Source organism: Streptomyces sp. 891-h, from assembly GCF_022760275.1.
GTDB classification, from domain to species: Bacteria; Actinomycetota; Actinomycetes; order Streptomycetales; family Streptomycetaceae; genus Streptomyces; species Streptomyces spirodelae.
Map to the genome: position 1 here is coordinate 5338868 of NZ_CP050693.1, position 23118 is coordinate 5361985.

The following is a 23118-nucleotide window of genomic DNA, read 5'->3' on the forward strand; positions in this document are numbered from 1 at the left end:
CGAAGGTGTCACACTGACGCGCATGCCGCAGACCGCTCAGCCCGCGAGTTCTCGCTCCATATCCGGATCCGGCGCCACCGCACCACGCCTGTGGGCGGTCGTGCTGGCCGCGTGTGCCGGGCAGTTCCTCGTCGTCCTCGATGTCTCCGTCGTCAACGTCGCGCTCCCCTCGATGCGCGCCACCCTCTCCCTCTCGCAGGTCGGCCTGCAGTGGGTGGTCAACGCCTACACCCTCACCTTCTCCGGCCTGATGCTGCTCGGCGGCCGGGCCGCCGACCTCTTCGGCCGCAAGCGGGTCTTCGTGACCGGGCTGGCGCTGTTCACCGCCGCCAGCCTGGCGGGCGGCCTCGCGCAGGAGCCCTGGCACCTGCTGGCCGCCCGCGCGGTGCAGGGCATGGGCGCCGCCATCCTGGCGCCCGCCACCCTCACGCTGCTGACGACCTCCGTACCGGAAGGCCCGGCCCGTACCCGCGCCATAGCCACCTGGTCGGCCGTGGGCGCGGGCGGCGGTGCCGCCGGCGGGCTGGTGGGCGGGGTGCTCACCGACGCGCTGTCCTGGCGCTGGGTGCTGCTGATCAACGTCCCCGTGGGGGTGCTGGTGCTGCTGGCGGCCCTCGCGTGGCTGACGGAGAGCCGCGAGGAGTCGGTCCGGCGCCTGGACGTGCCCGGAGCGCTGCTGGTGACGCTGGGCCTGGGCGCAGTGGCGTACGGCATCGTACGGACCGACAGCGCTGGCTGGACGTCGCTCAGCGCGCTGGGTCCGCTGGCCGCGGGCCTGGTGATGCTCGCGCTGTTCGTCGCGGTGGAGGCCCGCTCGCCCGAACCGCTGGTGCCGCTGCGGCTGTTCCGCAGCCGCGCGGTCTCCTCGGCCAACGTCGCCATCTTCATCACCGGGCTGGCGATGTTCGCGATGTGGTACTTCCTGTCCCTCTACACCCAGAATGTGCTGCACTACACGCCGCTCCAGGCGGGCTTCGCGCTGGTCCCGCACTCGCTGACCATCGTGATCGGCTCCAAGATCGCGCCGATGCTGATGGGGTGGATCGGCGACCGCCGGCTCGCCGTGACGGGCGCCGCCATGGCCGGACTGGGCTATGTGTGGCAGGGCTCCATGGGCGCCGACGGCGCCTATCTGACGACACTGCTGGGGCCCGGCGTGCTGATGGCGCTCGGCGCCGGGCTGGCCGCGACACCGCTGGCCACCATCGCAACGGCGACCGCGGAGCCGGGTGAGGCGGGCCTGCTGTCGGGGCTGTTCGGCACCGGCCGCACCATGGGCGGTGCGCTGGGGCTGGCCGTGCTGTCGACGGTTGCGGCCGCCCGGACGGACGGCCGCGAAGATGCGGCCTCGCTGGCCGCCGGGTACGGCACGGCCTTCTACGCGGGCGCCGTGCTGCTCGGGGCGTGTGTGCTGTTCATGCTGGTTGCGCTGCCGCGCGCCGCCGCGAAGACCGATTGAGGGGGTGTCCCCTGCCCGGCCCTCGGCTCCCGCTGACGCCGCATCAACTCTTCCCATGTCGAGGGCCCTGCGTTATACAGGGAGCCGGCGGCAGCTAGAACGTGTTCCATTATGGTCGGACGCCGAGGAACAAGGAGATCAGTCCCCGATGCCCATCGACGTAGCGAAGGCCCTCGCAGCCGAGCCCCGTAGCACCGAGATCTCCTGGGGCCACAAGGACGTCCAGCTCTACCATCTCGGGCTCGGCGCCGGAGTGCCCGCGACCGACCCGGCCGAACTGCGCTACACCCTGGAGAGCAGGCTGCACGTCCTGCCGTCGTTCGCCACCGTCGCCGGTGCGGACATGGGCGTGGTCGGCGGGCTGTCGGCACCCGGTATCGAGGTCGACCTGGCCGCGGTGCTGCACGGCACCCAGTCCATCGAGCTGCACCGTCCGATCCCGGTGGACGGGCGGGCCACCGCCACAGCCCGGGTCGCCGACGTCTACGACAAGGGGAAGGCCGCGGTCCTCGTGCTGCGAACCGACGTCGCCGACGAGGACGGGCCGCTGTGGACCACCCAGGCCCAGCTGTTCGTACGCGGCGAAGGCGGCTTCGGCGGCGAGCGCGGACCCTCCGGGCGGATGACGCCGCCGGAGCGTGAGCCCGACTTCGCCACCGAGCTCCCCATCCGCGAGAACCAGGCGCTGCTCTACCGCCTCTCCGGCGACTGGAACCCGCTGCACGCCGACCCCGACTTCGCCCAGCTCGCCGGGTTCGAGCGGCCCATCCTGCACGGGCTGTGCTCGTACGGGATGGCCTTGAAGGCGCTGGTGGACGGGGGGCTGGACGGGGACGTCAGCCGCGTCTCGTCCTACGGCGTCCGCTTCGCCGGAGTCGTGTACCCCGGTGAGACGCTGCGGGTGCGCGCCTGGCAACTGGACGAGGGGCGACTGCAGTTGACGGCGACGGCGGTGGAGCGGGACGACGCACCGGTGCTGGGGGACGGCGTGGTGACCCACCTACCTTGACGGGAGCTGAACCATGCGCGCAGCGGTACTGCTCGAAACCGGCCAGGACAAGCTCGAAGTCCTCGACGACATCGAACCGGCCGGGCTCGGCCCCGGCAAGGTACGGGTCCGTATCAAGGCCACGGGCCTGTGCCATTCGGACCTCTCCGCGATGAGCGGGGTGCTCCCGCAGCCGGCCCCGTTCGTACCGGGCCACGAGGGCGCCGGTGAGGTGCTGGAGGTGGGCGAGGGGGTGACCCGCCCCCAGCAGGGAGACCGCGTCGTGGTGTGCTGGCTGCCCGCCTGCAACAGCTGCCCCGCCTGCCGCCGGGGCCAGAGCCATCTGTGCCTGACGGGCTTCATGAACGCGGGCACTCCCAACTTCCGTCGCACAACCGGTGACGGCGGCGGCGAGGTGTTCGGCTTCGCGGGCACCGGCACGTTCGCCGAGGAGGTCGTCCTGGACGCGCCGTGCGCGGTGCCGGTCCCCGCCGACGTGCCGTTCGAGATCGCCGCACTCATCGGCTGCGGTGTCACCACGGGCCTGGGTGCGGTGTTCAACACCGCGCGGGTGGAGGCCGGCGCTTCGGTCGCCGTCCTCGGCTGCGGCGGCGTGGGCATCAGCGCGATCCAGGGTGCGCGGGCCTGCGGGGCGGCGCAGATCGTGGCCGTCGACCCGGTGGCGGCGCGCCGGGAGGCCGCCCTGCGGTTCGGCGCGACGGAGGCCGTCGCGCCGGACGGACTCGCCGACGCGAAGCGGCGGGTCACCGCTGATGAGGGGTTCGACCACGTCTTCGAGGTCGTCGGCAGATCCGCGACCGCGCGGGCCGCCTATGAGGCCACCCGGCGCGGGGGCACGCTGTGCGTGGTGGGCGCCGGTGCGCTGGACGACCAGCTCCAGTTCAACATGTTCGAGCTCTTCTTCGACGAGAAGCGCATCCTTCCCTCTCTCTACGGGGGTGGGGACGTGCTGCGGTCGTACGACCGTGCGGTGGCGCTGTGGCGCGCCGGGCGGATCGACCTGGAGGGGATGATCACCCACCGGGTGCGGCTGAGTGAGATCAATGAGGCCGTCGATCAGATGCGTACCGGTGAGGCCTTGCGCACCAGTATTGCGCTGTAGGGGGTGCCCCTGTCCGTTGTCTGCGGGGTGCGGGTGCGTTGTGGCGGGTCGCGCAGTTCCCCGCGCCCCTGACGGGGCACGTCCCATGTCGGGTACGCAGGACGAGAGAGGACCGTATGTCTGCCGAAGGTTGTTTGGAGGGCAAGGCCGCCATCGTCACCGGCGCGGCCCAGGGGCTGGGCCGCGCCGAGGCGTTGGAGTTGGCCCACCTGGGCGCCCGCGTCGTCGTCAACGACCTCGGCGAAGGCGCCGAACAGGTCGCTGCCGAGATCCGCGACGCCGGGGGCGAGGCGATCGCCCACCACGGCGACGTGGCCGACTTCGGGCAGGCCCGCGAACTGGTCGGGCTGGCCGTCGAGGCGTTCGGCTCGCTGGAGATCCTGGTCAACAACGCGGGCATCCTGCGGGACCGGATGGTGTTCTCGATGAGCGAGGAGGAGTGGGACGCGGTCGTCCGGGTCCACCTCAAGGGCCACTTCAACACCACCCGCTTCGCCGCCGCGCACTGGCGCGAGGCATCCAAGGCCACGGGCGGCGCGGTCTACGGGCGGATCGTCAACACCTCGTCCGAGGCGTTCGTGGCCGGTTCACCGGGCCAGCCCAACTACGCGGCGGCCAAGGGCGGCATCGTCGGCCTGACGACCTCGACGGCGGGCGCGCTGGCCAAGTACGGGGTGACGGTGAACGTCATCTGTCCGCGTGCCCGCACCCGGATGACCGAGGACGTCTTCCGGTCCGTCGAGCCGCCGGCGGACGGCCTGGACCCGCTGGCGCCCACGCATGTCTCCCCGCTGGTGGGCTACCTCGCCTCCCCGGCCGCCTCCCGGATCAGCGGCCAGGTGCTGGTGGTGCACGGGGGCATGGTGGCGCTGCTGGAACGGCCCAGGGTGGCGGCCAAGTTCGACACCGCCAAGGACATGTTCACCGTCGCGGAGCTGGACGAGCGGCTGACCCCTTTCTTCGCCGAGCGCTCTCCGCAGGAGACGTTCGCCGCGCCTGAGGTGCTCGGCCTCAGGAAGGGGTGAGGCTCCCCGAGGGTGCCGACGGCGCGGCCCCGGCCACCGCCGGGTCTGGCGGCGGCCGGGGCCGCCGGCTACCGGGCCCGTCCGCTACTGGGCCGGTTCCGGACGGCGGTGGCGGCCCTGGGCCGGTACGGTCTGTTCCTCATGTGCGGCGGCTTCCCCCCTGTGCTTCCCCCGGTGAGTCCCCTCGCCGGCCGTCTGCGTGTTGCTGGGCGTCTCGGTCTGGGTGTCCGACATCGTGATGTCACTCCGTCAATCTCTTGCTCTGCCGTCGTACCCGGCGGAGTTTATCGATCTGTACGAGCGCCCTTCGATCCGTTTCACCGGCCGGTTACGCCGTTCCACTGGCCAACGGAGCCTGCTGGAGGGGCACCGGCTTGGGCACAGGTTCCTCCGTGGCCCCGAACGACCGGGCACTGCCTGCGGAAACCCTTCTGCGGACCATGGAACCCAGCAGTCCGGAGGGCGGCACTCCGTGATCGTGATGTTGTAGAGCCGTGACGTCACCCCCGGCCTCCCTCCGGGTGGGTGCGGGTGCCGGTGCGGGCGCGGATGCGGGCGTCGCCGCTGGTCCGGGAGCGGTCCCAGGCGCGGGCCCGGGCGCGGGCATCGGTTCGGGCGCGGCCACCGGACCGGCCGGTGCCGCGGCCGCAGGTGCCATCGCGGGCGCCGGCTCCTCCTCGTCCGGCAGCGGTGTCCGCATCCGTGCCAGCCCGCACGACGTGTGCGCCGTCGAGTAGGGGACGCGCAACTCCCCGTCCGCCGTCCACAGTCCGTGTCCCGTCAGCCAGCCGGGCGGACTCGCCAGGTGCCGCAACTCCCGCAGTCCGGGCCGCCAGACGGCGAGCCAGGTGCCACCTGAGGGCCCCGGAAGCCGGGGCGGCACCCCCGGTGGGGTGTCCACCCGCAGCGCCACCGCGCACCGTTCGGGCAGCAGCGTCTGGCCCGGCTGGACGGCGATCGGCGTCAGCCGGGCGCCCTGGGGATGCAGCGCCTCGGGGAACCGGACCGGGCGGTGGCTGCCCAGCACCCCCCAGCCCAGCCGCTCCGTCCCGGGCGCGTTCGAGCGGACGAGCAGCAGCCCGCTGTCCGGGTCGGCCAGCAGCAGCCGGTCGTCGCTGTCCTCGGTGATCTCCAGCAGGGGCGAGACCTCGCCGCCCGTGCCGAGGTCGACCGCGACCGTCTTGACGGGACCCTCCCCGTCCGGGCCGGCCGTGTCGAGGGCGAGCAGCCGCCCCTCCCGGTCCAGCCAGGCGCCGCCCGAGCAGCGACCTCGCAGCAGTGCGACCCGCGCGGGCGGGCGGGAGGAGCCGTCGGCCACCAGCCAGACTCCGGTGGTGCGGCCGCCGGGTTCGCGGGCCAGCGCGTAGGCGCGCATACCGCACGGCGCCGGGGGCAGCAGCCGCAGCTCGTCGGTCTCCACGGTGCCCAGCCGCCGCTCGCCGGTCTCCGGGCCCGAGGGGTAGAGCAGGGCCAGGGAATGACGCCCCGGCGCCGGGCGGGCGATCAGCACCCGTCCGTCCTTGAGCGGCAGCACTTGGCTGTCGGCCTCCTCGGGCTGTTCCACCGGCAGCGGCACCGCGTACGGCTCGGGGCCGTCGAGCGTCCAGCGCTCCGGGTACCAGAGCTCCGCGCCGGGCCGTGTGGTGAGCCTGGCGGCGTAGGAGCCGTCCGCCGCGACCGTGAAGCTCTCGTTCATGACCCTTGCGACACTCGCCGTCATGCCTCGGTCACCTCCGGTCACGAAGCTAGGCGTCGTACTCGCAGTCGAACAACGACAGTTGAACCGCTTCACGCGGACGGGTGACCGCATATGCCGTTCGCCTGCGAAGGCTCCGGAGGGTGTGCTGACACCGAGCTGACGGCCTTCCCCTCGTTCGAAAACCGGGCGGCCCGGGTCCGCGCTGTGGACCGCCGCCCCAGCCGTCGACCGGGCCGACGGCTCCGGGGCAGCGGGCAGGTAGCCTTGCCTCGTGCCAGCACAGCCCACACTCTCCGAAGTCATCGCCGCGCTCGACACCCTGTGGCCGCGCGACCGCGCCGAGCAGTGGGACGCCGTCGGCACCGTCTGCGGCGAGGTGACCGACCCGCAAGCGCGCGTCAGCCGTGTCCTGTTCGCCGTCGACCCCGTGCAGCAGGTCGCCGACGAGGCCGTGGCCAAGGGCGCCGAGCTCCTGGTCACCCACCACCCGCTCTATCTGCGCGGCACCACAACCGTCGCGACCGACACCTTCAAGGGCCGCGTCGTCCACACGCTGATCAGGAACGGCGTCGCGCTGCACGTCGCCCACACCAACGCCGACACCGCCGACCCCGGCGTCTCCGACGCGCTCGCAGCCGCGCTCGGGCTGCGGGTGCTGCGCCCCCTGGTGCCCGACGCCACCGACCCGGACGGGCGGCGCGGACTGGGCCGGATCTGCGAGCTGGAGCGCCCGCTGGCGCTCGGCGACCTCGTCGAGCGGGCCGCCGCCTCGCTGCCCGTCACGGCACAGGGCGTCCGCGCCGCCGGTGACCCGGCCATGACGGTGCGCACGGTCGCCGTCTGCGGCGGCTCCGGGGACAGCCTCTTCGAGACCGTACGCGCAGCGGGCGTGGACGCCTATCTCACCGCCGACCTGCGCCACCACCCCGCCTCCGAGGCCCGCGAGCACTCCGGGCTCGCCCTGCTGGACGCCGCGCACTTCGCCACCGAATGGCCCTGGTGCGAGCAGGCCGCAGCGCAGCTCGACGCCGTCGCCGAACGGGAGGGCTGGGACCTGCGCACCGAGGTCTCGCGTACCGTCACCGACCCGTGGACCGCGCACGCGCCCTCGCTGCCGCAGGCGTCCCCGCTCGCCGCGCCTTCGGCGCAGGACACGGCCCAGCAGACCGCACTGACCGACAACGACCTCACCCCGGGAGCCCCCAACTGAACGCCGCGCCCGCCGATCAGATCCGCCTGCTCGACGTCCAGGCACTCGACACGCGCCTGACGCAGCTCGCGCACAAGCGCAAGACCCTGCCCGAGCACGAGGAGATCCAGCGGCTGGAGGCCGACCTCGCCCAGCTCCGCGACCTGCTCGTGGCCGCGCAGACCGAGGAGAGCGACACCGCGCGCGAGCAGACCAAGGCCGAGCAGGACGTCGACCAGGTCCGCCAGCGCGCGACCCGCGACCAGCAGCGCCTCGACTCCGGTGCCGTCACCAACCCCAAGGACCTGGCCAACCTGCAGAGCGAGATCGCCTCCCTGGCCAAGCGCCAGAGCGACCTGGAGGACGTCGTCCTCGAGGTCATGGAGCGCCGCGAGTCCGCCGCCGAGCGCGCCGCCGAACTCGGCGAGCGCGTCGAGTCCGTCAGCGGCAGGCTCCAGGAGGCCACCGAGCGCCGGGACGCCGCGCTGGCCGAGATCGAGGCCGAGCTGGCCGGTGTCCGCAAGGAGCGCGAGACCGTCGCAGGTGCCGTCCCCGACGAGCTGATCAAGCTGTACGACAAGATCCGGGAGCGCGAGGGCGGCGTCGGCGCGGCCAAGCTCTACCAGCGGCGCTGCGAGGGCTGCCGCCTGGAGCTGAACATCACCGAGCTGAACGAGGTGCGCGAGGCGCCCGCCGACGCCGTGGTCCGGTGCGAGAACTGCCGCCGCATCCTGGTGCGCACCCCGGACTCCGGGCTGTGAGTGCGGCGGCGGACGGAGGGCTGCTGTGAGCGGTTCCCAGGCGCGGCGCACCTTCGTCGTCGAGGCGGACGGCGGTTCGCGGGGCAACCCGGGCCCGGCCGGATACGGAGCCGTCGTCAGGGACGCCGCCTCCGGTGAAACGTTGCGCGAGACCGCCGAGTTCATCGGTCAGGCCACCAACAACGTCGCCGAGTACCGGGGCCTGCTCGCCGGACTGCGCGCCGCCTACGAGCTGGACGCGCACGCCGCCGTGCTGGTGCGGATGGATTCCAAGCTCGTCGTCGAGCAGATGTCGGGCCGCTGGAAGATCAAGCACCCCGATATGCGCCCGCTCGCCCTGGAGGCCGCCGCCGTCTTCCCGCCGGACGCCGTCACCTACGAGTGGATCCCGCGCGAGCAGAACAAGCACGCCGACCGCCTCGCCAACGAGGCGATGGACGCGGGCAAGCGGGGTGAGCGGTGGGACGCGGGTGCCTCCCGTGCGGAGCTGGACGCCCATGCGGCGTCCGCTGCCGCCGGGCCGGCTGCCGCCGAGTCCGCTGCCGCTGAGCCGGCTGCCGCTACCGAGCCTGGCCCCACCGCGCCCGGCACCCGTGTCGGTTGGGGGCCCGATCTGGGCACCCCCACCACGTTCGTGCTCCTTCGCCACGGTGAGACGCCGTTGACGCCCGAGAAGCGGTTCTCCGGCAGCGGTGGTTCCGACCCCGAGCTCTCAGCCGTGGGGCGGCGGCAGGCCGCCGCCGTCGCCGAGGCGCTGGCAGCGCGCGGCACGGTCCAGGCCGTGGTCTCCTCCCCGCTGCGCCGCTGCCAGGAGACCGCCGCCACTGTCGCGGGCCGTCTCGGGCTGGGCGTCCACACCGACGCGGGTCTGCGCGAGACGGACTTCGGCGCCTGGGAGGGTCTCACCTTCGCGGAGGTCCGTGAGCGCCACCCCGAGGACCTGGACGCCTGGCTGGCCTCTCCGTCGGTCCGCCCGACAGGGGGCGGCGAGTCCTTCGCCGAGGTCGCCGAGCGGGTGGCGGGGGCCCGCGACGAGCTCCTGGCCCGCTATGAGGGCCGCACGGTGCTGCTCGTCACCCATGTGACCCCGGTCAAGACCCTGGTCCGCCTCGCCCTCGGCGCCCCGCCCGAGTCCCTCTACCGGATGGAACTGTCCGCCGCGTCCCTCTCGGCTGTCGCCTACTACGCCGACGGCAACGCGTCGCTGCGCCTGCTCAACGACACGGGTCACCTGCGATAGGGCCACGCTTCGCGGGCTGGTTGCGCCTCGTTGCCGCGTCGGCGGCCAGTGACCGTATCCGGTCCCAGTCCTTGGATGCGAGGGCGTCGGTGGGGAGCATCCAGGTTCCGCCCACGCAGGCGACGTTGGGCAGCGCCAGGTAGTCGGCCGCGTTGGTTGCCGTCACGCCGCCGGTGGGGCAGAAGCGGGCCTGGGGGAGGGGTGAGGCCAGTGACTTCAGATAGCCGGTGCCGCCCGCTGCCTCCGCCGGGAAGAACTTCATCTCCGTGACGCCGCGCTCCAGCAGCGCCAGCACCTCCGAGGCCGTCGAGACGCCGGGCAGGAACGGCACTCCGGAAGCCCGCATGGCCTCCAGCAGCGCCTCCGTCCAGCCGGGGCTGACCAGGAAGCGCGCCCCTGCCGCCACGGCCGTACGCACGTTCTCAGGCCCGAGGACCGTGCCCGCGCCGACGACCGCCTCGGGTACGGCGTCCGCGATGGCGCGGATCGCCTCCGGTGCGGCCGCGGTGCGCAGCGTCACCTCGATCGCGGGCAGTCCGCCGTCGACCAGCGCCCGGGCGAGCGGCACGGCGTCCGCCGCGTCCTCCAGTACGACGACCGGGACGACGGGGGCGAGGTCGAGCACCGAGGGAGTCATGCCCGTATCGTGCCCGGGAGGTTCAGAGGGCGCAACAGACGTTGCACAGCGTGCAATTTCGCGGGAGCCGCGCCTAGAGTTCCGTCACCACCACGTCCAGCGCGGTGGCCTTCGGTCCGTCGCCGTTCTCGGCGCCCTCGACCACGTAGCCCAGCTCGCGCAGCGTCCCGGCCAGCTCGGCCGGGGTCTTCGGCGCGGCGCCCGCCTCCAGCAGGGACCGCACGATGCGGCCCTTGGTCGCCTTGTTGAAGTGGCTGACGACCGACCGCTTCTCCACCCCGTCCACCAGCCGCGACTGCAACACCCGCATGGTCGCGGTGCGCCGCGCCAGGTCGCCCTTGGGCTTCCACATGGCCGCGTACGCCGACGAGCGCAGGTCCAGCACCAGGCCGCCGCCCGCGGCCTCGGGCAGCACCGACTCCAGCGGGCCGCGCCAGAAGCGGCCCAGCGCGCCGGTGCCCGGCAGCTTCACGCCCCCCGAGAGCCGGTAGGAGGGGATGCGGTCCTTGATCCCGACCGCGCCCCACAGCGCGGAGAAGACCAGCAGCGAGCGCGCCGCACGCCGCTTGGCGGCCGCGTCCAGGGTGGCCAGGCCCAGCGCGTCGTACAGCACTCCGGTGTAGATCTCGCCCGCGGGGCGGGCCGGGGCTGTGCGCAGCCCGGCGTTCTTGGCCACCTCGCCGCGCAGCCCCTCGCTCAGCCCCAGCACCTCGCGCGCTTTCTCCTCGTCGGCGCGGCAGAGCGCCACCAGCTCCTCCAGCACCGTCTCCCGCGCCTGCGTCAGCCCCGGCAGCGACAGGGTCTCCAGGTCCAGCGGACGGCCCTTGCCGCCCTCGGCCTTCCCTTCGGACGGCGGCAACAGAACGAGCACGGCACTTCTCCTCGGTACGTACGGTGGCGGGGACCCCAGCGTACGTACCGTGGAAACGTCACCCCCTCAGCAGGTGACGTTCACACGGCCTGGGGGAAGGAGAAGACCCGGTCCGGGTCGTACACCGCCTTGACCTTGGCCAGCCGGTCGGCGTTGGCGCCGTAGTAGGCGTGCCGCCAGTCGCGCAGGGCCGGGTCGGGGTAGTTCTGGTAGGCGAACCCGCTGGCCCACCGGCGCATCGCCGCGTGCGTGCCGTCCAGCCAGCCGCGGTGCCCGGCCACCGTCTCGGGATCGGCGGAGTCCGGCCAGGAGACGATGTACTGCGCCAGGAAGCGCGCGTCCCGGTGCACGAACGCCGTCGCGTCCGGCCGCGGCCGGTTCGCGACGCCGCCCATTGAGTCGAGCGCCACACTCCCGGCGCCGCCGCCGCGCAGCTTGGCCAGCCGCTCGACCCGGTCGAGCAGCGCCTTGATCCCGGCCGTCGGCAGGGAGCGGGTGTAGAAGTCGGAGCGCGCCGCGTACGACTCGCGGGCCACCTTCCCCCGCTTCGTACGGCCCGGCAGCGTGCCCCGCTGGTGCGCCTGCGCGAGCGTCCAGCCGGAGACGCCGCCCATCACCTTCATGGCGTCCAGATAGGAGTGCCGCCGCAGCGAGGTGTCGGAGGCAGGCGCCCCGATCCGGCCGGCGAGCCGGTCGAGCTGGTTCTCCAGCTCGCGGCGCGCCCCCAGCGACAGCCCGCCGACCCGGACACTGCCGGGACGGCCACCGACCGGCGCCGACAGATGCAGGTTCGCCCAGATCTCCTCGGGCGCCACCGGCGCCCACCGCTGCCACTCGCGCACCACGGCGGCCGCCCGCGACCACGGCCAGGAGAGGAAGAACGTCTGGCAGGAGGGCGCCACATGGGTGCGGAACTCCAGGGAGGTGACGACACCGAAGTTGCCGCCTCCGCCGCCGCGCAGCGCCCAGAACAGGTCCCCGTCGTGGTCCTCGGCCACCTCGCGCCGCTTGCCGTCGGCCGTGACGACCGTGGCGCCGGTCAGGCTGTCGCAGGTCAGCCCGTACGCGCGGGCGACGACGCCGATCCCGCCGCCCAGCGTGAGCCCCGAGACCCCGACCGTGGGGCAGGACCCCGCCGGTATCGTCCGCTTGTGCGCGGCCAACCCGGCGTAGACGTCGATGAGTTTGGCCCCGGCCCCCACCGTGGCACTGCGCCCCGACGCCTTCACCGACGCCATCTTCTGCACATCGACGATCAGCCGGCCCTTGCCGCTGGACCAGCCCGTGTACGAGTGCCCGCCGCTGCGCACGGCCACCGGTATCTCGTGCCGGCGCGCGAAGGACAGGCACTCGGCGATGTCACCCGGTCCGGCGCAGTACGCCACCGCGGCCGGGCGTATGGAGTCGAAGCGGGGGTTGAACAGCTTGCGTGCCGCCGTGAAGTCCCGGTCGCCGGGCCGCAGCAGCGTCCCGTCCAGTCCCTTGCCCAGCGCCTTCCACGCCGCGCCGGTGTCGTCCGCCGCCGCGTACGCGCCGCGCCCCGTCATCCACGTACCCCCGGCCGCCGCCGCGATCCCGACGCCGATCCCGCCCCGCAACAGCCCACGCCGCGTCGTCCCTGCCCCTGTGCTCGCCATCGCTGTCGCCGCCCCCTGCTGTCCCGCTCGTTCCCCTGGTCGTCGACGAAGATCGACTCCGTCATGGAAGGGGACGGATGTGCGGGTAAGGCGGTTCCGTGTGGAAGGCGGCGGCCTGGTTGCGCTTCGTGTGCCACGATCGCGTGAAGGGCGACCCGTCCCCCGGCACCGACGCGGGCGGCAGCTGAGACTGATCGTGACCAAGGAAAGGGTGTGACATGACAGCCATGGCACACGAGCCGCTTTCGCAGGAAGAGCTCCTGTTGGAGGGCTTCTTGGCCCTGGATACGCCCGAGGGCTACCGGGCCGAGTTCATCGAGGGGGACATCGTCGTGGCGCCGCCGCCGGACGGGGACCATGAGGGCTACATCAGTGTGGTGATGAAGCAGGTGACGCGGAAGTCCGCCACCGATATGGATATCTCCGGCCACAAGGGACTCAAGCTGAACAGAGGAGGGCGCTGCCCGAAGAACTACGTCATCCCGGACGCTACCTGGGCCCCCACCTCGGCTGGTCTTTTCTGGGGCGCCGACTCCTGGATGCCTCCCGAGGGCGTGGCAATGGTGGCTGAGGTGACATCGCTCCGAGCGGATCGCGACCGTGAGGTCAAACGCCACTGCTATGCCCTCGCGGGCATCCCCCTCTATCTCCTCGTCGACCGCGAGCGCGGCTCCGTGACCCTCTTCAGCGAGCCGGACAACGACGACTACCAGCAGGTCGTCACCATGCCGTTCGGCAAGGAGATCGAGGTCCCCGCGCCCTTCTCCCTGACGCTGGAGACAACCGACTTCGCCTAGCGGCACAGGGACTTCCGGGGTGACCGTCACCCCGGAAGCCAACCAGCAGCACCGCGCCCCCGCCAGCCAATTCTGGTTACAGTCGGCGGCATGACTGATGTGACCGGATTTTCCGCGCGTGGCGATGTCAGGCCCCCCTATGCGATGGGTGGCGAGAAGGAGACCCTCACGGCGTTCCTGGGGTATCTGCGGGAGGCGGTGATCGCCAAGGCGGCCGGACTCTCCGACGAGGTCGGCCTCACACCCGGCGTCCCCTCGGGCACCAGCCTGCTGGGCCTGGTCAAGCACCTGACCCGGGTGGAGTACAACTGGTTCGGCTGGGCGTACGCCGGGCGCGGCGAACAGCCCCTGGACGACGACGAGCCGCCCCTGCCGGGCGAGACCGGCGGCTCGCTGATCGCCGCCTACCAGGAGGCGATCCGCGCGTCGGACGAGACCATCGCCGCCTGCGACGACCTGGACCGGCGCGGTGAGCGCTCCCTGCGCGACGGCGAACCGCCGTCGATGCGCTGGATCCTCGTCCATATGATCGAGGAGACGGGGAGGCACGCGGGCCACGCCGACATCCTCCGCGAGCAGACCGACGGTGCCACGGGGCGCTGAGGCGGCAGCGGTGCCTGGTCAGAACGAGCCGAACGTCGGCCGCCCGGCCGGGGTGTAGGTCTGCATGGTGACGCCCGAGGGGAGCGCGTCGGTGGCCTCCAGCCGCAGGGCTGTGGGCACGGCGCCCTCCGCGAAGAGACGGTGTCCCTTGCCCAGGACCACCGGGTAGACCAGCAGCCGGTACTCGTCGATCAGGTCGTGCGCCATCAGCGACCGGGCCAGCACCCCGCTGCCGTGGATCTGCAGCTCGTCGCCCGGCTGCTGCTTCAGTTCGCGTACGGCGTCCACCACATCGCCGCCCAGCACCGTGCTGCCCTGCCAGTCGGCGCGCTCCAGCGTGGTGGAGGCGACGTACTTGGGCAGCCGGTTCAACCGGGCGGCGATCACCGGGTCCTCCTCGTCGCCGACCTGCGGCCAGTACGCCGCGAAGATCTCGTAGGTGCGCCGCCCCAGCAGGAAGGCGCCCGCGCGCTGGAACCAGGTGGTGATGCGGTCGACCATGCCCTCGTCGGCGTAGGGCACCACCCAGCCGCCGAGGTCGAACCCGTCGCGCGGGTCCTCCTCGGGGCCGCCGGGCGCCTGCATCACACCGTCGAGCGACAGCATGGTGGTCAGTGTCAGCTTCGCCATGGTTCTCGTCTCCTTCTGGTGCACATGGAAGGGCTCCGGTCCCTTCCCGTAAGAAGAAGACCGGAGCCCTCAGGAGAACTCATCGGCGGCGCGCCGCACGGCTCACGCGACCGGCGCGCCCTCCTCCGCCGGCAGCGTGTCCATGAACGAGCTGACGGAGAAGACCGCGCGGCCCGCGCCCGCCGGGCCGTATCCGGGCGGCGAGGACAGCCCGTGCCGCTGCATGGCGGCGCGGTAGGCGTCGAGCAGCCGGATGTGGTACTCCAGCGGCGCGCCCTGCGGGTTCGTCTTGCCCAGCGGTGTCGTCGGCTCCGGGCACCAGGTGGTGAAGCGCGGGGTGATGCCGTGGGACATGAAGAAGTCCAGGCCCTCGGTGGTGGAGGCGATGGCATCGTCCACCGAGTCGAAACCGAAGGGCGCTGCCATCTCCACCCCGGCGACGAAGTTCGGGATCACATTGCGCGGGCCGAAGACCTCCGCCGAGTCGAGGATGCGGCGGTGCCACTCCTCGCGGCCCACGTAGCGCTCCTTGCCGGGGCAGTACAGCTCGAACAGCCGCTTGTCCCACACCTCGAAATTGGGGTGGTAGATGCGGATGCCGTAGTCGTGGAAGCGCTGCACGTCCTCCTTGGGCAGCGCCTGCGCAACCACCTTGCCGGTCCAGCGGCCGGGGAAGCGCTCCTCGATGGCCTTGGCGTACTGCCCGTAGAAGTCCGCCTCGTCCTTGCCCTGCACCTGCGAGGTGATCGAGCCGCCGGTGAGGGTGTAGGCGCTGGAGGCGCCGAGGGTGTCGTGGTCGGAGATGATCTGGAGCGCCTCCAGTACCTCCTCCACCGGCTTCACCCCGGTGTACGGGCGCCCGGCGGCCTTGTGCTGGCGCCAGTTGTGGTTGATGTCGCAGTACTGGCACTCCTCCTTGGCGCCGAAGTACTGGCACACCCGGAAGACCGTCAGATAGATCAGGTAGCCCCACTGGATGGTGGGCGCCACCTCCATCACGGACTTCCCGTTGGCGAGCGTGTGCCGGTAGTAGTCCGGCATCGGCGGCAGCCCGACGTCGGCGATCCGCCGCCCGTCCAGATAGAGGCCGAGGGCGCCGTCCTCACCCGCCTGTACGCGGTACGGCGAGCTCGGGTTCACCCGTACGGAGACGACGGTGCGGCTCAGGTCGTACGGCCCGCCCGTCAGGACGACCTCCTCCGGCGGCCGCCGCAGCGCCGCCTCGCCCAGCTCGGGGAGGGTGCGGTGGTCGAAGGAGAAGATGAAGTAGGACTTCGGCTTGATCTCGCCGGTCGCCTTGTCGGCGGTGTCGCTGAGCGCCGAGTCGTCGAAGGCCATCCCGCCCCGCAGCAGGTCCTCCTTCAGCACGGCTTCCCGCGGGATGTGCGGAAAGCGCTCCATCAGGTCCTCGACCAGCGCGGTCCGGTTTCCCTGCTCCTGGTCCCGCTGGCCCTGCTGGCTGCGCCCCGACGGTGCGGGGGACGGCATCGGCAGGGGAGTCGGCGTTGACGGCATGGTGTGATCAGGCTCCTCACTTCGCGGCCCGGGGGCGTACCCGACGGTACTCCGGTGCCCGAAAGAGCCGCACACCTGCCTCTTGTTCCGTACGTCTGGCCCGGAATGACGGGGGTTCCCCGGGGAGGTTCACTCCCATACGTCCGGGCCGCCGCCGCGCCACTCGATCAGGTTGGGGTCGTCCAGCTGGATGTCGGAGGGGTCGAGTCCGGCGCGGCGCAGGAACTCGACGACATCCTCGGGCCGGTGCGCGAAGCCGAGGCTCTCGGTGTGTGCGGTTACTTTCCGTCCACTGGTTCCGGACGGAGGGTGCACGACGATAGGTGGGGTCATATCTCCAGCGTGCAACTGTGGCCAACGGTTCGCATGTGTGGAGGGGGCGCGGGACGCGGGGAGGGTGAGCGTTTCCGTCCGGGTGACGGGCCATCGGGTGAAGTGCGTATACGTCCCGAATGACGGGACCGCAACCAGGGCAGCCCGCACGTGTTCGGTGGTCCACCAGCCCCTACCGGGGCACCACAGAAAGGCACACCCCCCATGCGCAAGCGCACAGCCCTCGCAGCGGTCGCCCTGACCGCGACCGCGCTCCTCGCCGCCGCGGGCACCGCGGCCGCGTGCCCCGAGCACCAGAACGGTCGCGACGACCACGGAATGGTCCTGCCGCCGCCGCACCAGCAGGCCGAGGACGGCCAGGCCGCCATGGACCCGGCGGCCGACCAGGGCGCCGTGCCGCCCGCGGGCCGGCAGGACGCCATGCCGCAGCAGGAGCAGGGTGGGATGGGCGACCAGGGGGGTATGGCCGAGCAGGGCCGGATGGCCGACATGGGCCCCATGGGCGGCATGCAGGACAACATGCGCCCCATGGGCATCGGACAGCTGCCCGGAATGTGACGGCCGGCTGCCCGGGCAGCCGCGAGCAGCCGAAGGGCGCGGCCTACGTGGGGGCCGCGCCCTTCCCGCGTGTCCGCACCCGGACTTCGTCCACCGGGTCTTCGCCGGCCCCGGCCGCGGGATTGATCGAGATCGTCCCGCGGGCGTCCCGCGACCGGGGCGGCCCACGCGACGCCGGCCGCGGCACCGGGCGTGGCGCCGACCGCGGCACCGGACGAGGCGCCGCCCTGTCCAGGGACCGGCTCCTCGCCTGGCTGCGCGGCCACGGCATCCGGCCGGGCGCCCTGCCCAAGTCGCTGACCGCAGCGCAGTGGACGGAGCTGTACCACCTCGCCGAGCGGTCGACGGGCGCGGACACGGCCCCGGCACCAGGCGCCCCGGCCCGGCGCGGCCGCGCCCGCGCGGACACTCGCGCCCGGCGCCCGAAGACTGTCAGTGGCGAGTGACAGACTCCTGCTCATCCGTAACCATCATGCTGGCTGCGTGTGGACGGTAGGCCCCGCCGACAGCGCGGCGGGGCCGCTCAACAGACGGAGGACGCAATGACAGGCGTGGCGGGCGGCGGCAGCAGCGGCGGCCGGAAGTTCCGAGCGGTCACAGCGCTCCAGCGCCATGTGGTCAATCCCCTCTCCCGGCGGATGCCGGGACAGGTCCTCCTGGAGACCACGGGCCGCAAGTCCGGCGTCGCGCGCCGTACCCCGGTCGGCGGCCGCCGCATCGGGCAGCAGTTCTGGCTGGTGTCCGAGCACGGCACCCGGTCGCAGTATGTACGCAACATCCAGGCCGACCCGCGTGTCCGCGTCCGCGAGTCCGGACGCTGGCACACGGGAACGGCCCACCTCCTCCCCGAGGACGACACCCGCGCCCGGCTCCGTACGCTTCCCCGCCTCAACAGCGCCGTGGTCCGCGCGGTGGGCACCGAACTGCTGACCATCCGTGTCGACCTCGATGCCGGTCCCGACGAGAAGGCCGGCTGACGCCCGGCACCCGAACCGCTCAGGACAGGGAGACCCTTGCCAGGGGCTGGAGGCTGTCGGCGCTGTCCAGCAGGGCTCGGCAGCGGAAGCGCTGGATCTTGCCGCTGGGGGTCTTCGGCAGGACGCCGCGGGGCAGGAACAGGCATTCCGCCAGCGCCACGCCGGCCTTGTCCATGGCCAGTGACGCCGCCGCGTCGGCGATCGGGCGGAAGTCGCGCGGGTTGCCCTGCGGCTCCAGCATCAGCACCAGCCGGGACGGTGACGGGGCCGACGCGCCGTTTCCGCTCCCGCTGCCGCCGCCCGCGTCGATGACGGCCGCGCAGCCTTTGCGTACGTTCTTCAACGAGTCCACCGCGGACTCGATCTCCGACGCGTACACCTTCCGGCCGCCCACCGAGAGCATGTCGTCGGCCCGGCCCATGACGTACAGCTCGCCGTCCCGCAGGAACCCCAGGTCGCCGGTGCGCAGCCGGCCGTTCTCGAACCGGTCCGCCGTGCGGCGCGGGTCCGCGTAGTAGCCCTCGGCGAGGCTCGGTGAGGACACCCGGATCTCCGCGACACCGGGGGAGGAGCTCGCGGGCGCGTCGGTGGTCACCCGGACTCCGGGCAGCGGCACCCCGTTGGAGACCAGCCGGGTGGCCAGCGGATGGCCGGGCTCCACCTGGCGCACCTCGCCCTCGACGAGCGCGCTGCCGTCGACCGTGAGGGCCTTCGGCCGCTGGTCCCAGGGCTTGCCGGTCACCGCCAGGGTCGCCTCGGCCATCCCGTAGGCGGGCTGGAAGGCGGTGTCGGACAGGCCGAACGGGCGGAACTTCTCGGTCGCCGCGGCCAGCGTGTCCCACTCCACGCGCTCCGCGCCGATCACCGCGGCGCGCAGCCGCAGTTCGCGTGGGAGCCGGCCGTTGCCCTGCGCCCGGGCGGCGAGGTAGACGGCGGTGCTGGTCCCGGCCGTCATCGTCACCTCGTACTCCGACATGTCGCGGAACCAGGTCCGTGGCGCCATGCCGAACCGCTCCGGTGTCGAGAGGACGAAGTCGAAGTCGTACGCCCACGAGTACAGCAGGCAGCCGAACATCCCCATGTCGTGCGAGAGGGGCAGCCAGGAGGCCACCGTGTCCGCGCCGGGGCGCCCGCCGGTCAGATGCAGGATGATCCGCAGCTGCTCCTCGATGGAGCGGGTGGTCAGCGCGCACCCCTTGGGGGTGCTGGTGCTCCCCGAGGAGTACTGGATGAACGCCAGCTCGTCGTCGCCCGGCGGCGACGGCTCGATACCGGCGGCGGTCCCGGCACCCGCACCGGCGCCGGTGCCGCGCAGCGACGACCAGCCGCACACCGGCAGGTGGCCGCTCAGCTCAGCGGGGAGCAGCGGCGCTATCCAGTCGTCCGCGAGGAGGAGGACCGGATCGAGCCGGGCCGCCAGAGCGGTGAGCTGGCGGCCGTACTCCTCGGTGCTCTGGCCGCGGGTCGGCAGCGGCAGCGAGGCCACGGCGCCGCCCGCCAGCCAGACCGCGAGCAGCCCGCGCACGGTGTCTGGGGTGTTGGTGAGGATGGCCGCGACCCGGGTGCCGGGCCGTACGCCCCTGCGCCGTAGCGCGGCGGCCATGGCCAGCGAGTCCCGGGCGACGTCGCGCCAGGGGGTGTGCTCGAACTCGTCGCCGTTCCAGATGTGCAGTACGCCGTGCGACGTACTGTTCGTCAGGGCATTCCAGAAGCGCATCTCGCCGCTCCCCCGTTCCTGGTGATGTCTCGTGATGCCGCGTGGTGCTGCGCTGTGCTGGTCCGTGCAGGCCGTCCCGGTGCCGGTCCGGGTACGCCGTCCCGGGCTTCGGGGGTGCTACTCGACGTCGACCAGGGAGGTGTCCTGGCGGTTGCCGCGCTCGGCCAGCGGTGCGATCCGCTGCTGGCTCTCCAGCAGCTCCTGGCGCTCCCGCGCGCTGCCGGTGACGCGGCTGATCCCCGCCTCGCGCAGCTCCATCCGCTCGTGGTCGATACGAACGACCTTCCAGGCCAGTCCGGTCTTCTCCAGGCTCCAGATGAGGACAGCGCTCAGATCGACCTCGTACCACTTCATGCCGTGGCGCGCGGAGCGGGGAAAGGCGTGGTGGTTGTTGTGCCACGCCTCGCCGAACGACGGGAGGGACAGCCAGGCCACGTTCCGGGACTCGTCGGTGGTCTCGAAGCGGCGGCGGCCGAAGTAGTGGCCGACCGAGTTCACCGCGTAGGTCATGTGATTGATGAGGAAGATCCGTACGAGACCGCCCCACAGCATCCCGGTGAGCAGCGCCCGAAGGTCGCCCCCGGTGACCGCGTAGGCGATCAGGCCCGGCAGCACCACGCCGGCCGCGGTGACCAGCACCAGGTGCTGGCTCAGCAGGCGCAGCGGCTTCTCCCGTACCAGATCGGGGCAGTAACGCATCGGGTCGGAGGTGAGCTTGTCGTCGAAGAGCCAGCCGAGGTGGGCGTGCCACAGGCCCGCCAGGGCGCCTTTCAGACCGGGCTCGAAGTCCAGGTGGGGGCTGTGCGGGTCGCCCTCCTTGTCGGCGACCCGGTGGTGCTTGCGGTGGTGCGCCGCCCAGATCAGCGGCGGGCCCTGCCCCGCCATGACGCCGGCCGTGGCCAGCGCGACGCGGACCGGCTTGTACGTCTCGAACGAGCGGTGGGTCAGCATCCGGTGGTAGCCGGCGGAGATCCCGAAGCCGGAGATCGCGTACATGATGAACAGGACCAGCAGGTCCGTCCAGCCGAAGATCCGGTTCCAGAGCAGAACCATGGCGCCGAACACCGCGATGAGCGGTATGAGGGAGGCGCCGAGGATGAACCAGCGGTGTTCTCTTCCGTCCATGAGGCTTTCACTTCCGTCGGTCGGCCGGTCACTCGGCCGTCAGTGGACCGTCAGTGGGGGTTCGAGGGGTCTGGCGGCTCCGTACCGTCGGCGGCTCGCGCCGCTCCTGGAGCCGGGCGTTGCGGAAGCGCGGCAGGATCGCACCGCGCAGCAGCGGAAACAGCAGCCCGCGAGGGGTGTGGCGGCCCGCGAGGTACTGGGCCTTGGCGACGGGCCCCGGCACCACCACCCGGCGCCCGGCCGCCAGGGCGCGCAGTCCGGCGGCGGCGACACGGCGCGGCGTCTGCCAGGCGAGCAGCTTCTCCTCCTGGAGCGCGGTCATCCCGGCCACGGCGTAGAAGTTGGTGCGCACGGGGCCCGGCGCGAGCAGCGTGCAGCGCACCCCGGTACCGCGCAGCTCCTCGTGCAGCGACTCCGCGAAGGTGTTGGCGAACGCCTTGGTGGCCGAGTAGGTCGCGGCCGTGGGCACCGGCTGGCAGCCCGCCGTCGAGCCGGAGATCAGGATGCCGCCACGGCGGCGGGCGAGCATGCCCGGCAGCACCGCGCGGGTCAGCTCGTGCAGCGCGACGACATTGACCTGGACTTCGGCGCTCTCCCGCGCGGGGTCGGTGTCGCGCAGCGGGCCGCAGGTGGGAAAGCCGGCGTTGGCGCACAGCACGGTGACCGGCGTCCGGGCCAACTCCCGGCACAGTTCCCGGCGCTGCCCGGGATCGGCCAGGTCGCAGGGGAGCGGGGTGGCCCGGACGCCGTGTGCGCGGGACAGTTCGTCCGCCAGCCGGACCAGCGTGTCCTCGCTGCGTGCGACAAGCCGCAGATCGCAGCCGCGTGCGGCCAGCTGACGTGCCAGAGCCTCGCCGATACCGGACGAGGCGCCGGTCACCACCGCCCAGGTCATGCCCGCTCCCGCGGGGTGGAGAGGTGGGCGGTGAGCCGGGCTGCCGCGGCGCTGCCGGAGCGGGCGCACGCCTCGATGCTGACGCCCTGGATGTAGTCACCGGCCAGCTCGAGGCCGGCCAGCCGGCCGACCCGTTCCCTGACCTCGGCGAGGAAGGAGGGGTGGTGCGGTACATAACCGCTGTAGGCGGCGTCCCAGTGCTTGACCAGCGTGTGGACGCGCTCGGCACGCGGAGCGCCGAGGTGTTCGACCAGCTTCTCCTCGACCTCGCCCGTCAGCTTGTCGATGTGCTCCGGGCTCAGGTCGGTGAGCCTGCCCTCCCTGCCGCTGTAGGTGTAGCGGACGATGTGCCGCTCTTGCATGCCGTACGAGCCGGCGTTGCTGCACGGCCCGTCGTCCATGGCCAGCGCGCGTACGTTCTCGTCGAAGACGGGCCGGTCGTACTCGACGAGCACGACGGTGGAAGGGAAGTAGCGCACATCGGCCAGCCGGCGGGCCAGCGCGGGCTGCGCGGAGCGCACGATGCCGGCCGTGGCGTACGCGGGGGTGGCCAGCACCACCCCGTCGTAGGCGACGGTCTCCTCGGTGCCGCCGTCCCCTTCCGCCAGGCGCAGGCCGCGCACCGCCCCTTCCCGGATGTCCAGACCGGTCACCCGGGTGCCCAGCCGGACGGGGACCCGGGCGGCGAAGGCGTCGAGTGCGGGCTGGATGCCGTGCGCGAGCTGGTCGTAGTGGTCCAGCAGCATGGCGAGGTTGGTGCCGAAGGTGCCGGGGTAGACCTCGTCGGGCTCGGCGCCGTTGTTGCGGATCACCATCGGGCGGATCAGCGAGTCGGTCAGCTCCCGGCCGAAGAAGGTGCTGAGCGGCGCCCGGTCGTGGCGGCGGGAGACGCCGCTGAAGTAGCGGGAGCCCAGGAACCGGTTGGAGTCGTCCAGCCGTATCCGCGCCGCCATCGCCGCGAGCCGTGCGAGGTCGCGCGAGGAGCCCATGCGGCGGATGTTCCGCAGCGTCTGGCCGCGTTTCTCGCTGTCCAGCGTGAGCACCCTGCCGTCCTTGACGCGGGAGGCGTTGTAGCCGAACGACTCGTAGTCGTCGGCGCCCAGTTCGGCCGTGAACCGGCGGAAGGTGGTGTAGCGGCGGCCGATGTTCTTGCCGCCGGTCATCACCTGCCTGCCGCCCAGTACGGCAACGCCGAACCGGCCGCCCAGTGTGTCGGCCGCCTCCACGAGTTCGGTGTCGTATCCGCGCTGGTGCAGCCGGAGCGCGGCCGTCAGGCCGGAGATGCCGCCCCCGACCACCGCGACCCGGCGCTGCGCTGCTGTGGGTGTGAGATCCATGG

23 protein-coding genes are annotated in these 23118 nt (G+C 72.5%); 12 read left to right on the forward strand and 11 right to left on the reverse strand.

The window, feature by feature from the left end; all coding sequences use genetic code 11:
• Positions 1 to 22 precede the first annotated feature (22 nt).
• From HC362_RS23405 to HC362_RS23420, 4 genes are all read left to right on the forward strand, one after another.
• Entirely contained in the window at positions 23 to 1459 is a 1437-nt protein-coding gene (locus HC362_RS23405) for an MFS transporter (protein ID WP_243085951.1), read from the forward strand.
• A 148-nt stretch (positions 1460 to 1607) separates the two neighbouring features.
• Positions 1608 to 2468, forward strand: a complete 861-nt coding sequence (locus HC362_RS23410; protein WP_243085953.1) for a MaoC/PaaZ C-terminal domain-containing protein — start codon at positions 1608 to 1610, stop codon at positions 2466 to 2468.
• A 13-nt stretch (positions 2469 to 2481) separates the two neighbouring features.
• On the forward strand, positions 2482 to 3570 hold the full coding sequence (locus HC362_RS23415; protein WP_243085954.1) for a Zn-dependent alcohol dehydrogenase: 1089 nt from the start codon (positions 2482 to 2484) through the stop codon (positions 3568 to 3570).
• Positions 3571 to 3686: 116 nt separating this feature from the next.
• Entirely contained in the window at positions 3687 to 4595 is a 909-nt protein-coding gene (locus HC362_RS23420; protein ID WP_243085956.1) for a 3-oxoacyl-ACP reductase, read from the forward strand.
• Between the two features lie 328 nt (positions 4596 to 4923).
• On the opposite strand, the gene HC362_RS23425 is transcribed toward HC362_RS23420, so the two are convergent.
• The gene (locus HC362_RS23425; RefSeq protein WP_243085958.1) at positions 4924 to 6315 is read right to left on the reverse strand and encodes a hypothetical protein; all 1392 of its coding nucleotides are present in this window, start codon (positions 6313 to 6315) and stop codon (positions 4924 to 4926) included.
• Positions 6316 to 6565: 250 nt separating this feature from the next.
• On the opposite strand from HC362_RS23425, the gene HC362_RS23430 reads away from it, so the two are divergent.
• Genes HC362_RS23430 through HC362_RS23440 form a run of 3 tightly spaced genes read left to right on the forward strand, consistent with a single transcriptional unit; the run spans position 6566 to position 9484 of the window.
• Positions 6566 to 7504, forward strand: coding sequence for a Nif3-like dinuclear metal center hexameric protein (locus HC362_RS23430; protein WP_243085965.1), 939 nt, complete (start codon positions 6566 to 6568; stop codon positions 7502 to 7504).
• A complete protein-coding gene (locus HC362_RS23435) occupies positions 7501 to 8244 on the forward strand; it encodes a C4-type zinc ribbon domain-containing protein (RefSeq protein WP_209263482.1) in 744 nt (247 codons plus the stop codon). Before HC362_RS23430 ends, HC362_RS23435 begins: the two co-directional genes overlap by 4 nt.
• 25 nt (positions 8245 to 8269) lie before the next feature.
• Positions 8270 to 9484, forward strand: coding sequence for a bifunctional RNase H/acid phosphatase (locus HC362_RS23440; RefSeq protein ID WP_243085966.1), 1215 nt, complete (start codon positions 8270 to 8272; stop codon positions 9482 to 9484).
• Here the strand turns inward: HC362_RS23440 and eda are convergent.
• The 3 genes from eda to HC362_RS23455 form a co-directional block, all read right to left on the reverse strand.
• Positions 9459 to 10121, reverse strand: coding sequence for a bifunctional 4-hydroxy-2-oxoglutarate aldolase/2-dehydro-3-deoxy-phosphogluconate aldolase (gene eda / locus HC362_RS23445; protein WP_243085967.1), 663 nt, complete (start codon positions 10119 to 10121; stop codon positions 9459 to 9461). The genes HC362_RS23440 and eda overlap by 26 nt on opposite strands.
• Positions 10122 to 10194: 73 nt before the next feature.
• Entirely contained in the window at positions 10195 to 10992 is a 798-nt protein-coding gene (gene yaaA, locus HC362_RS23450) for a peroxide stress protein YaaA (protein ID WP_243085974.1), read from the reverse strand.
• Between the two features lie 80 nt (positions 10993 to 11072).
• Positions 11073 to 12629, reverse strand: a complete 1557-nt coding sequence (locus HC362_RS23455; protein WP_243085975.1) for an FAD-binding oxidoreductase — start codon at positions 12627 to 12629, stop codon at positions 11073 to 11075.
• 227 nt (positions 12630 to 12856) lie between these two features.
• On the opposite strand from HC362_RS23455, the gene HC362_RS23460 reads away from it, so the two are divergent.
• Positions 12857 to 13426, forward strand: a complete 570-nt coding sequence (locus HC362_RS23460) for a Uma2 family endonuclease (RefSeq protein ID WP_243088775.1) — start codon at positions 12857 to 12859, stop codon at positions 13424 to 13426.
• A 90-nt stretch (positions 13427 to 13516) separates the two neighbouring features.
• Positions 13517 to 14029, forward strand: a complete 513-nt coding sequence (locus HC362_RS23465; protein ID WP_243085976.1) for a DinB family protein — start codon at positions 13517 to 13519, stop codon at positions 14027 to 14029.
• Between the two features lie 18 nt (positions 14030 to 14047).
• Here the strand turns inward: HC362_RS23465 and HC362_RS23470 are convergent, their stop codons facing one another.
• The 3 genes from HC362_RS23470 to HC362_RS23480 all read right to left on the reverse strand — a co-directional run bounded on the left by HC362_RS23470 (position 14048) and on the right by HC362_RS23480 (position 16507).
• Positions 14048 to 14659, reverse strand: a complete 612-nt coding sequence (locus tag HC362_RS23470; protein WP_243085978.1) for a dihydrofolate reductase family protein — start codon at positions 14657 to 14659, stop codon at positions 14048 to 14050.
• 102 nt (positions 14660 to 14761) lie between these two features.
• On the reverse strand, positions 14762 to 16060 hold the full coding sequence (locus HC362_RS23475; RefSeq protein ID WP_243088776.1) for a radical SAM protein: 1299 nt from the start codon (positions 16058 to 16060) through the stop codon (positions 14762 to 14764).
• Positions 16061 to 16303: 243 nt separating this feature from the next.
• On the reverse strand, positions 16304 to 16507 hold the full coding sequence (locus HC362_RS23480) for a hypothetical protein (RefSeq protein ID WP_243085979.1): 204 nt from the start codon (positions 16505 to 16507) through the stop codon (positions 16304 to 16306).
• A gap of 204 nt (positions 16508 to 16711) precedes the next feature.
• On the opposite strand from HC362_RS23480, the gene HC362_RS23485 reads away from it, so the two are divergent.
• The 3 genes from HC362_RS23485 to HC362_RS23495 all read left to right on the forward strand — a co-directional run bounded on the left by HC362_RS23485 (position 16712) and on the right by HC362_RS23495 (position 18042).
• Entirely contained in the window at positions 16712 to 17065 is a 354-nt protein-coding gene (locus tag HC362_RS23485) for a hypothetical protein (protein ID WP_243085981.1), read from the forward strand.
• Positions 17066 to 17187: 122 nt separating this feature from the next.
• On the forward strand, positions 17188 to 17511 hold the full coding sequence (locus HC362_RS23490) for a hypothetical protein (protein WP_243085983.1): 324 nt from the start codon (positions 17188 to 17190) through the stop codon (positions 17509 to 17511).
• Positions 17512 to 17607: 96 nt separating this feature from the next.
• Positions 17608 to 18042 carry a nitroreductase/quinone reductase family protein gene (locus HC362_RS23495; protein WP_243085984.1) on the forward strand — a complete coding sequence of 145 codons (435 nt, stop codon included), beginning with the start codon at positions 17608 to 17610 and terminating at the stop codon, positions 18040 to 18042.
• A gap of 19 nt (positions 18043 to 18061) precedes the next feature.
• Here the strand turns inward: HC362_RS23495 and HC362_RS23500 are convergent, their stop codons facing one another.
• The 4 genes from HC362_RS23500 to HC362_RS23515 all read right to left on the reverse strand — a co-directional run bounded on the left by HC362_RS23500 (position 18062) and on the right by HC362_RS23515 (position 23116).
• Positions 18062 to 19759: an AMP-binding protein gene (locus HC362_RS23500; protein ID WP_243085986.1), complete on the reverse strand. Its 1698-nt coding sequence runs from the start codon at positions 19757 to 19759 to the stop codon at positions 18062 to 18064.
• A 117-nt stretch (positions 19760 to 19876) separates the two neighbouring features.
• Positions 19877 to 20884 carry an acyl-CoA desaturase gene (locus HC362_RS23505; RefSeq protein WP_243085987.1) on the reverse strand — a complete coding sequence of 336 codons (1008 nt, stop codon included), beginning with the start codon at positions 20882 to 20884 and terminating at the stop codon, positions 19877 to 19879.
• A gap of 28 nt (positions 20885 to 20912) precedes the next feature.
• Positions 20913 to 21779, reverse strand: coding sequence for an SDR family oxidoreductase (locus HC362_RS23510; RefSeq protein ID WP_243085989.1), 867 nt, complete (start codon positions 21777 to 21779; stop codon positions 20913 to 20915).
• Positions 21776 to 23116 carry an FAD-dependent oxidoreductase gene (locus HC362_RS23515; RefSeq protein WP_243085990.1) on the reverse strand — a complete coding sequence of 447 codons (1341 nt, stop codon included), beginning with the start codon at positions 23114 to 23116 and terminating at the stop codon, positions 21776 to 21778. Before HC362_RS23515 ends, HC362_RS23510 begins: the two co-directional genes overlap by 4 nt.
• Positions 23117 to 23118 lie beyond the last annotated feature (2 nt).

Bases quoted from the DNA above. Each gene is read 5' to 3' on its own strand.
- HC362_RS23460 (WP_243088775.1), top strand. From the start codon at position 12,857: ATGGCACACGAGCCGCTTTCGCAGGAAGAGCTCCTGTTGGAGGGCTTC.
- HC362_RS23465 (WP_243085976.1), top strand. From the start codon at position 13,517: ATGACTGATGTGACCGGATTTTCCGCGCGTGGCGATGTCAGGCCCCCC.
- HC362_RS23410 (WP_243085953.1), top strand. From the start codon at position 1,608: ATGCCCATCGACGTAGCGAAGGCCCTCGCAGCCGAGCCCCGTAGCACC.
- HC362_RS23500 (WP_243085986.1), bottom strand. From the start codon at position 19,759: ATGCGCTTCTGGAATGCCCTGACGAACAGTACGTCGCACGGCGTACTG.
- HC362_RS23405 (WP_243085951.1), top strand. From the start codon at position 23: ATGCCGCAGACCGCTCAGCCCGCGAGTTCTCGCTCCATATCCGGATCC.
- HC362_RS23495 (WP_243085984.1), top strand. From the start codon at position 17,608: ATGACAGGCGTGGCGGGCGGCGGCAGCAGCGGCGGCCGGAAGTTCCGA.
- HC362_RS23480 (WP_243085979.1), bottom strand. From the start codon at position 16,507: ATGACCCCACCTATCGTCGTGCACCCTCCGTCCGGAACCAGTGGACGG.
- HC362_RS23515 (WP_243085990.1), bottom strand. From the start codon at position 23,116: ATGGATCTCACACCCACAGCAGCGCAGCGCCGGGTCGCGGTGGTCGGG.
- HC362_RS23485 (WP_243085981.1), top strand. From the start codon at position 16,712: ATGCGCAAGCGCACAGCCCTCGCAGCGGTCGCCCTGACCGCGACCGCG.
- HC362_RS23455 (WP_243085975.1), bottom strand. From the start codon at position 12,629: ATGGCGAGCACAGGGGCAGGGACGACGCGGCGTGGGCTGTTGCGGGGC.
- HC362_RS23505 (WP_243085987.1), bottom strand. From the start codon at position 20,884: ATGGACGGAAGAGAACACCGCTGGTTCATCCTCGGCGCCTCCCTCATA.
- HC362_RS23425 (WP_243085958.1), bottom strand. From the start codon at position 6,315: ATGACGGCGAGTGTCGCAAGGGTCATGAACGAGAGCTTCACGGTCGCG.
- HC362_RS23475 (WP_243088776.1), bottom strand. From the start codon at position 16,060: ATGGAGCGCTTTCCGCACATCCCGCGGGAAGCCGTGCTGAAGGAGGAC.
- HC362_RS23470 (WP_243085978.1), bottom strand. From the start codon at position 14,659: ATGGCGAAGCTGACACTGACCACCATGCTGTCGCTCGACGGTGTGATG.
- eda (WP_243085967.1), bottom strand. From the start codon at position 10,121: ATGACTCCCTCGGTGCTCGACCTCGCCCCCGTCGTCCCGGTCGTCGTA.
- HC362_RS23510 (WP_243085989.1), bottom strand. From the start codon at position 21,779: ATGACCTGGGCGGTGGTGACCGGCGCCTCGTCCGGTATCGGCGAGGCT.
- HC362_RS23420 (WP_243085956.1), top strand. From the start codon at position 3,687: ATGTCTGCCGAAGGTTGTTTGGAGGGCAAGGCCGCCATCGTCACCGGC.
- HC362_RS23415 (WP_243085954.1), top strand. From the start codon at position 2,482: ATGCGCGCAGCGGTACTGCTCGAAACCGGCCAGGACAAGCTCGAAGTC.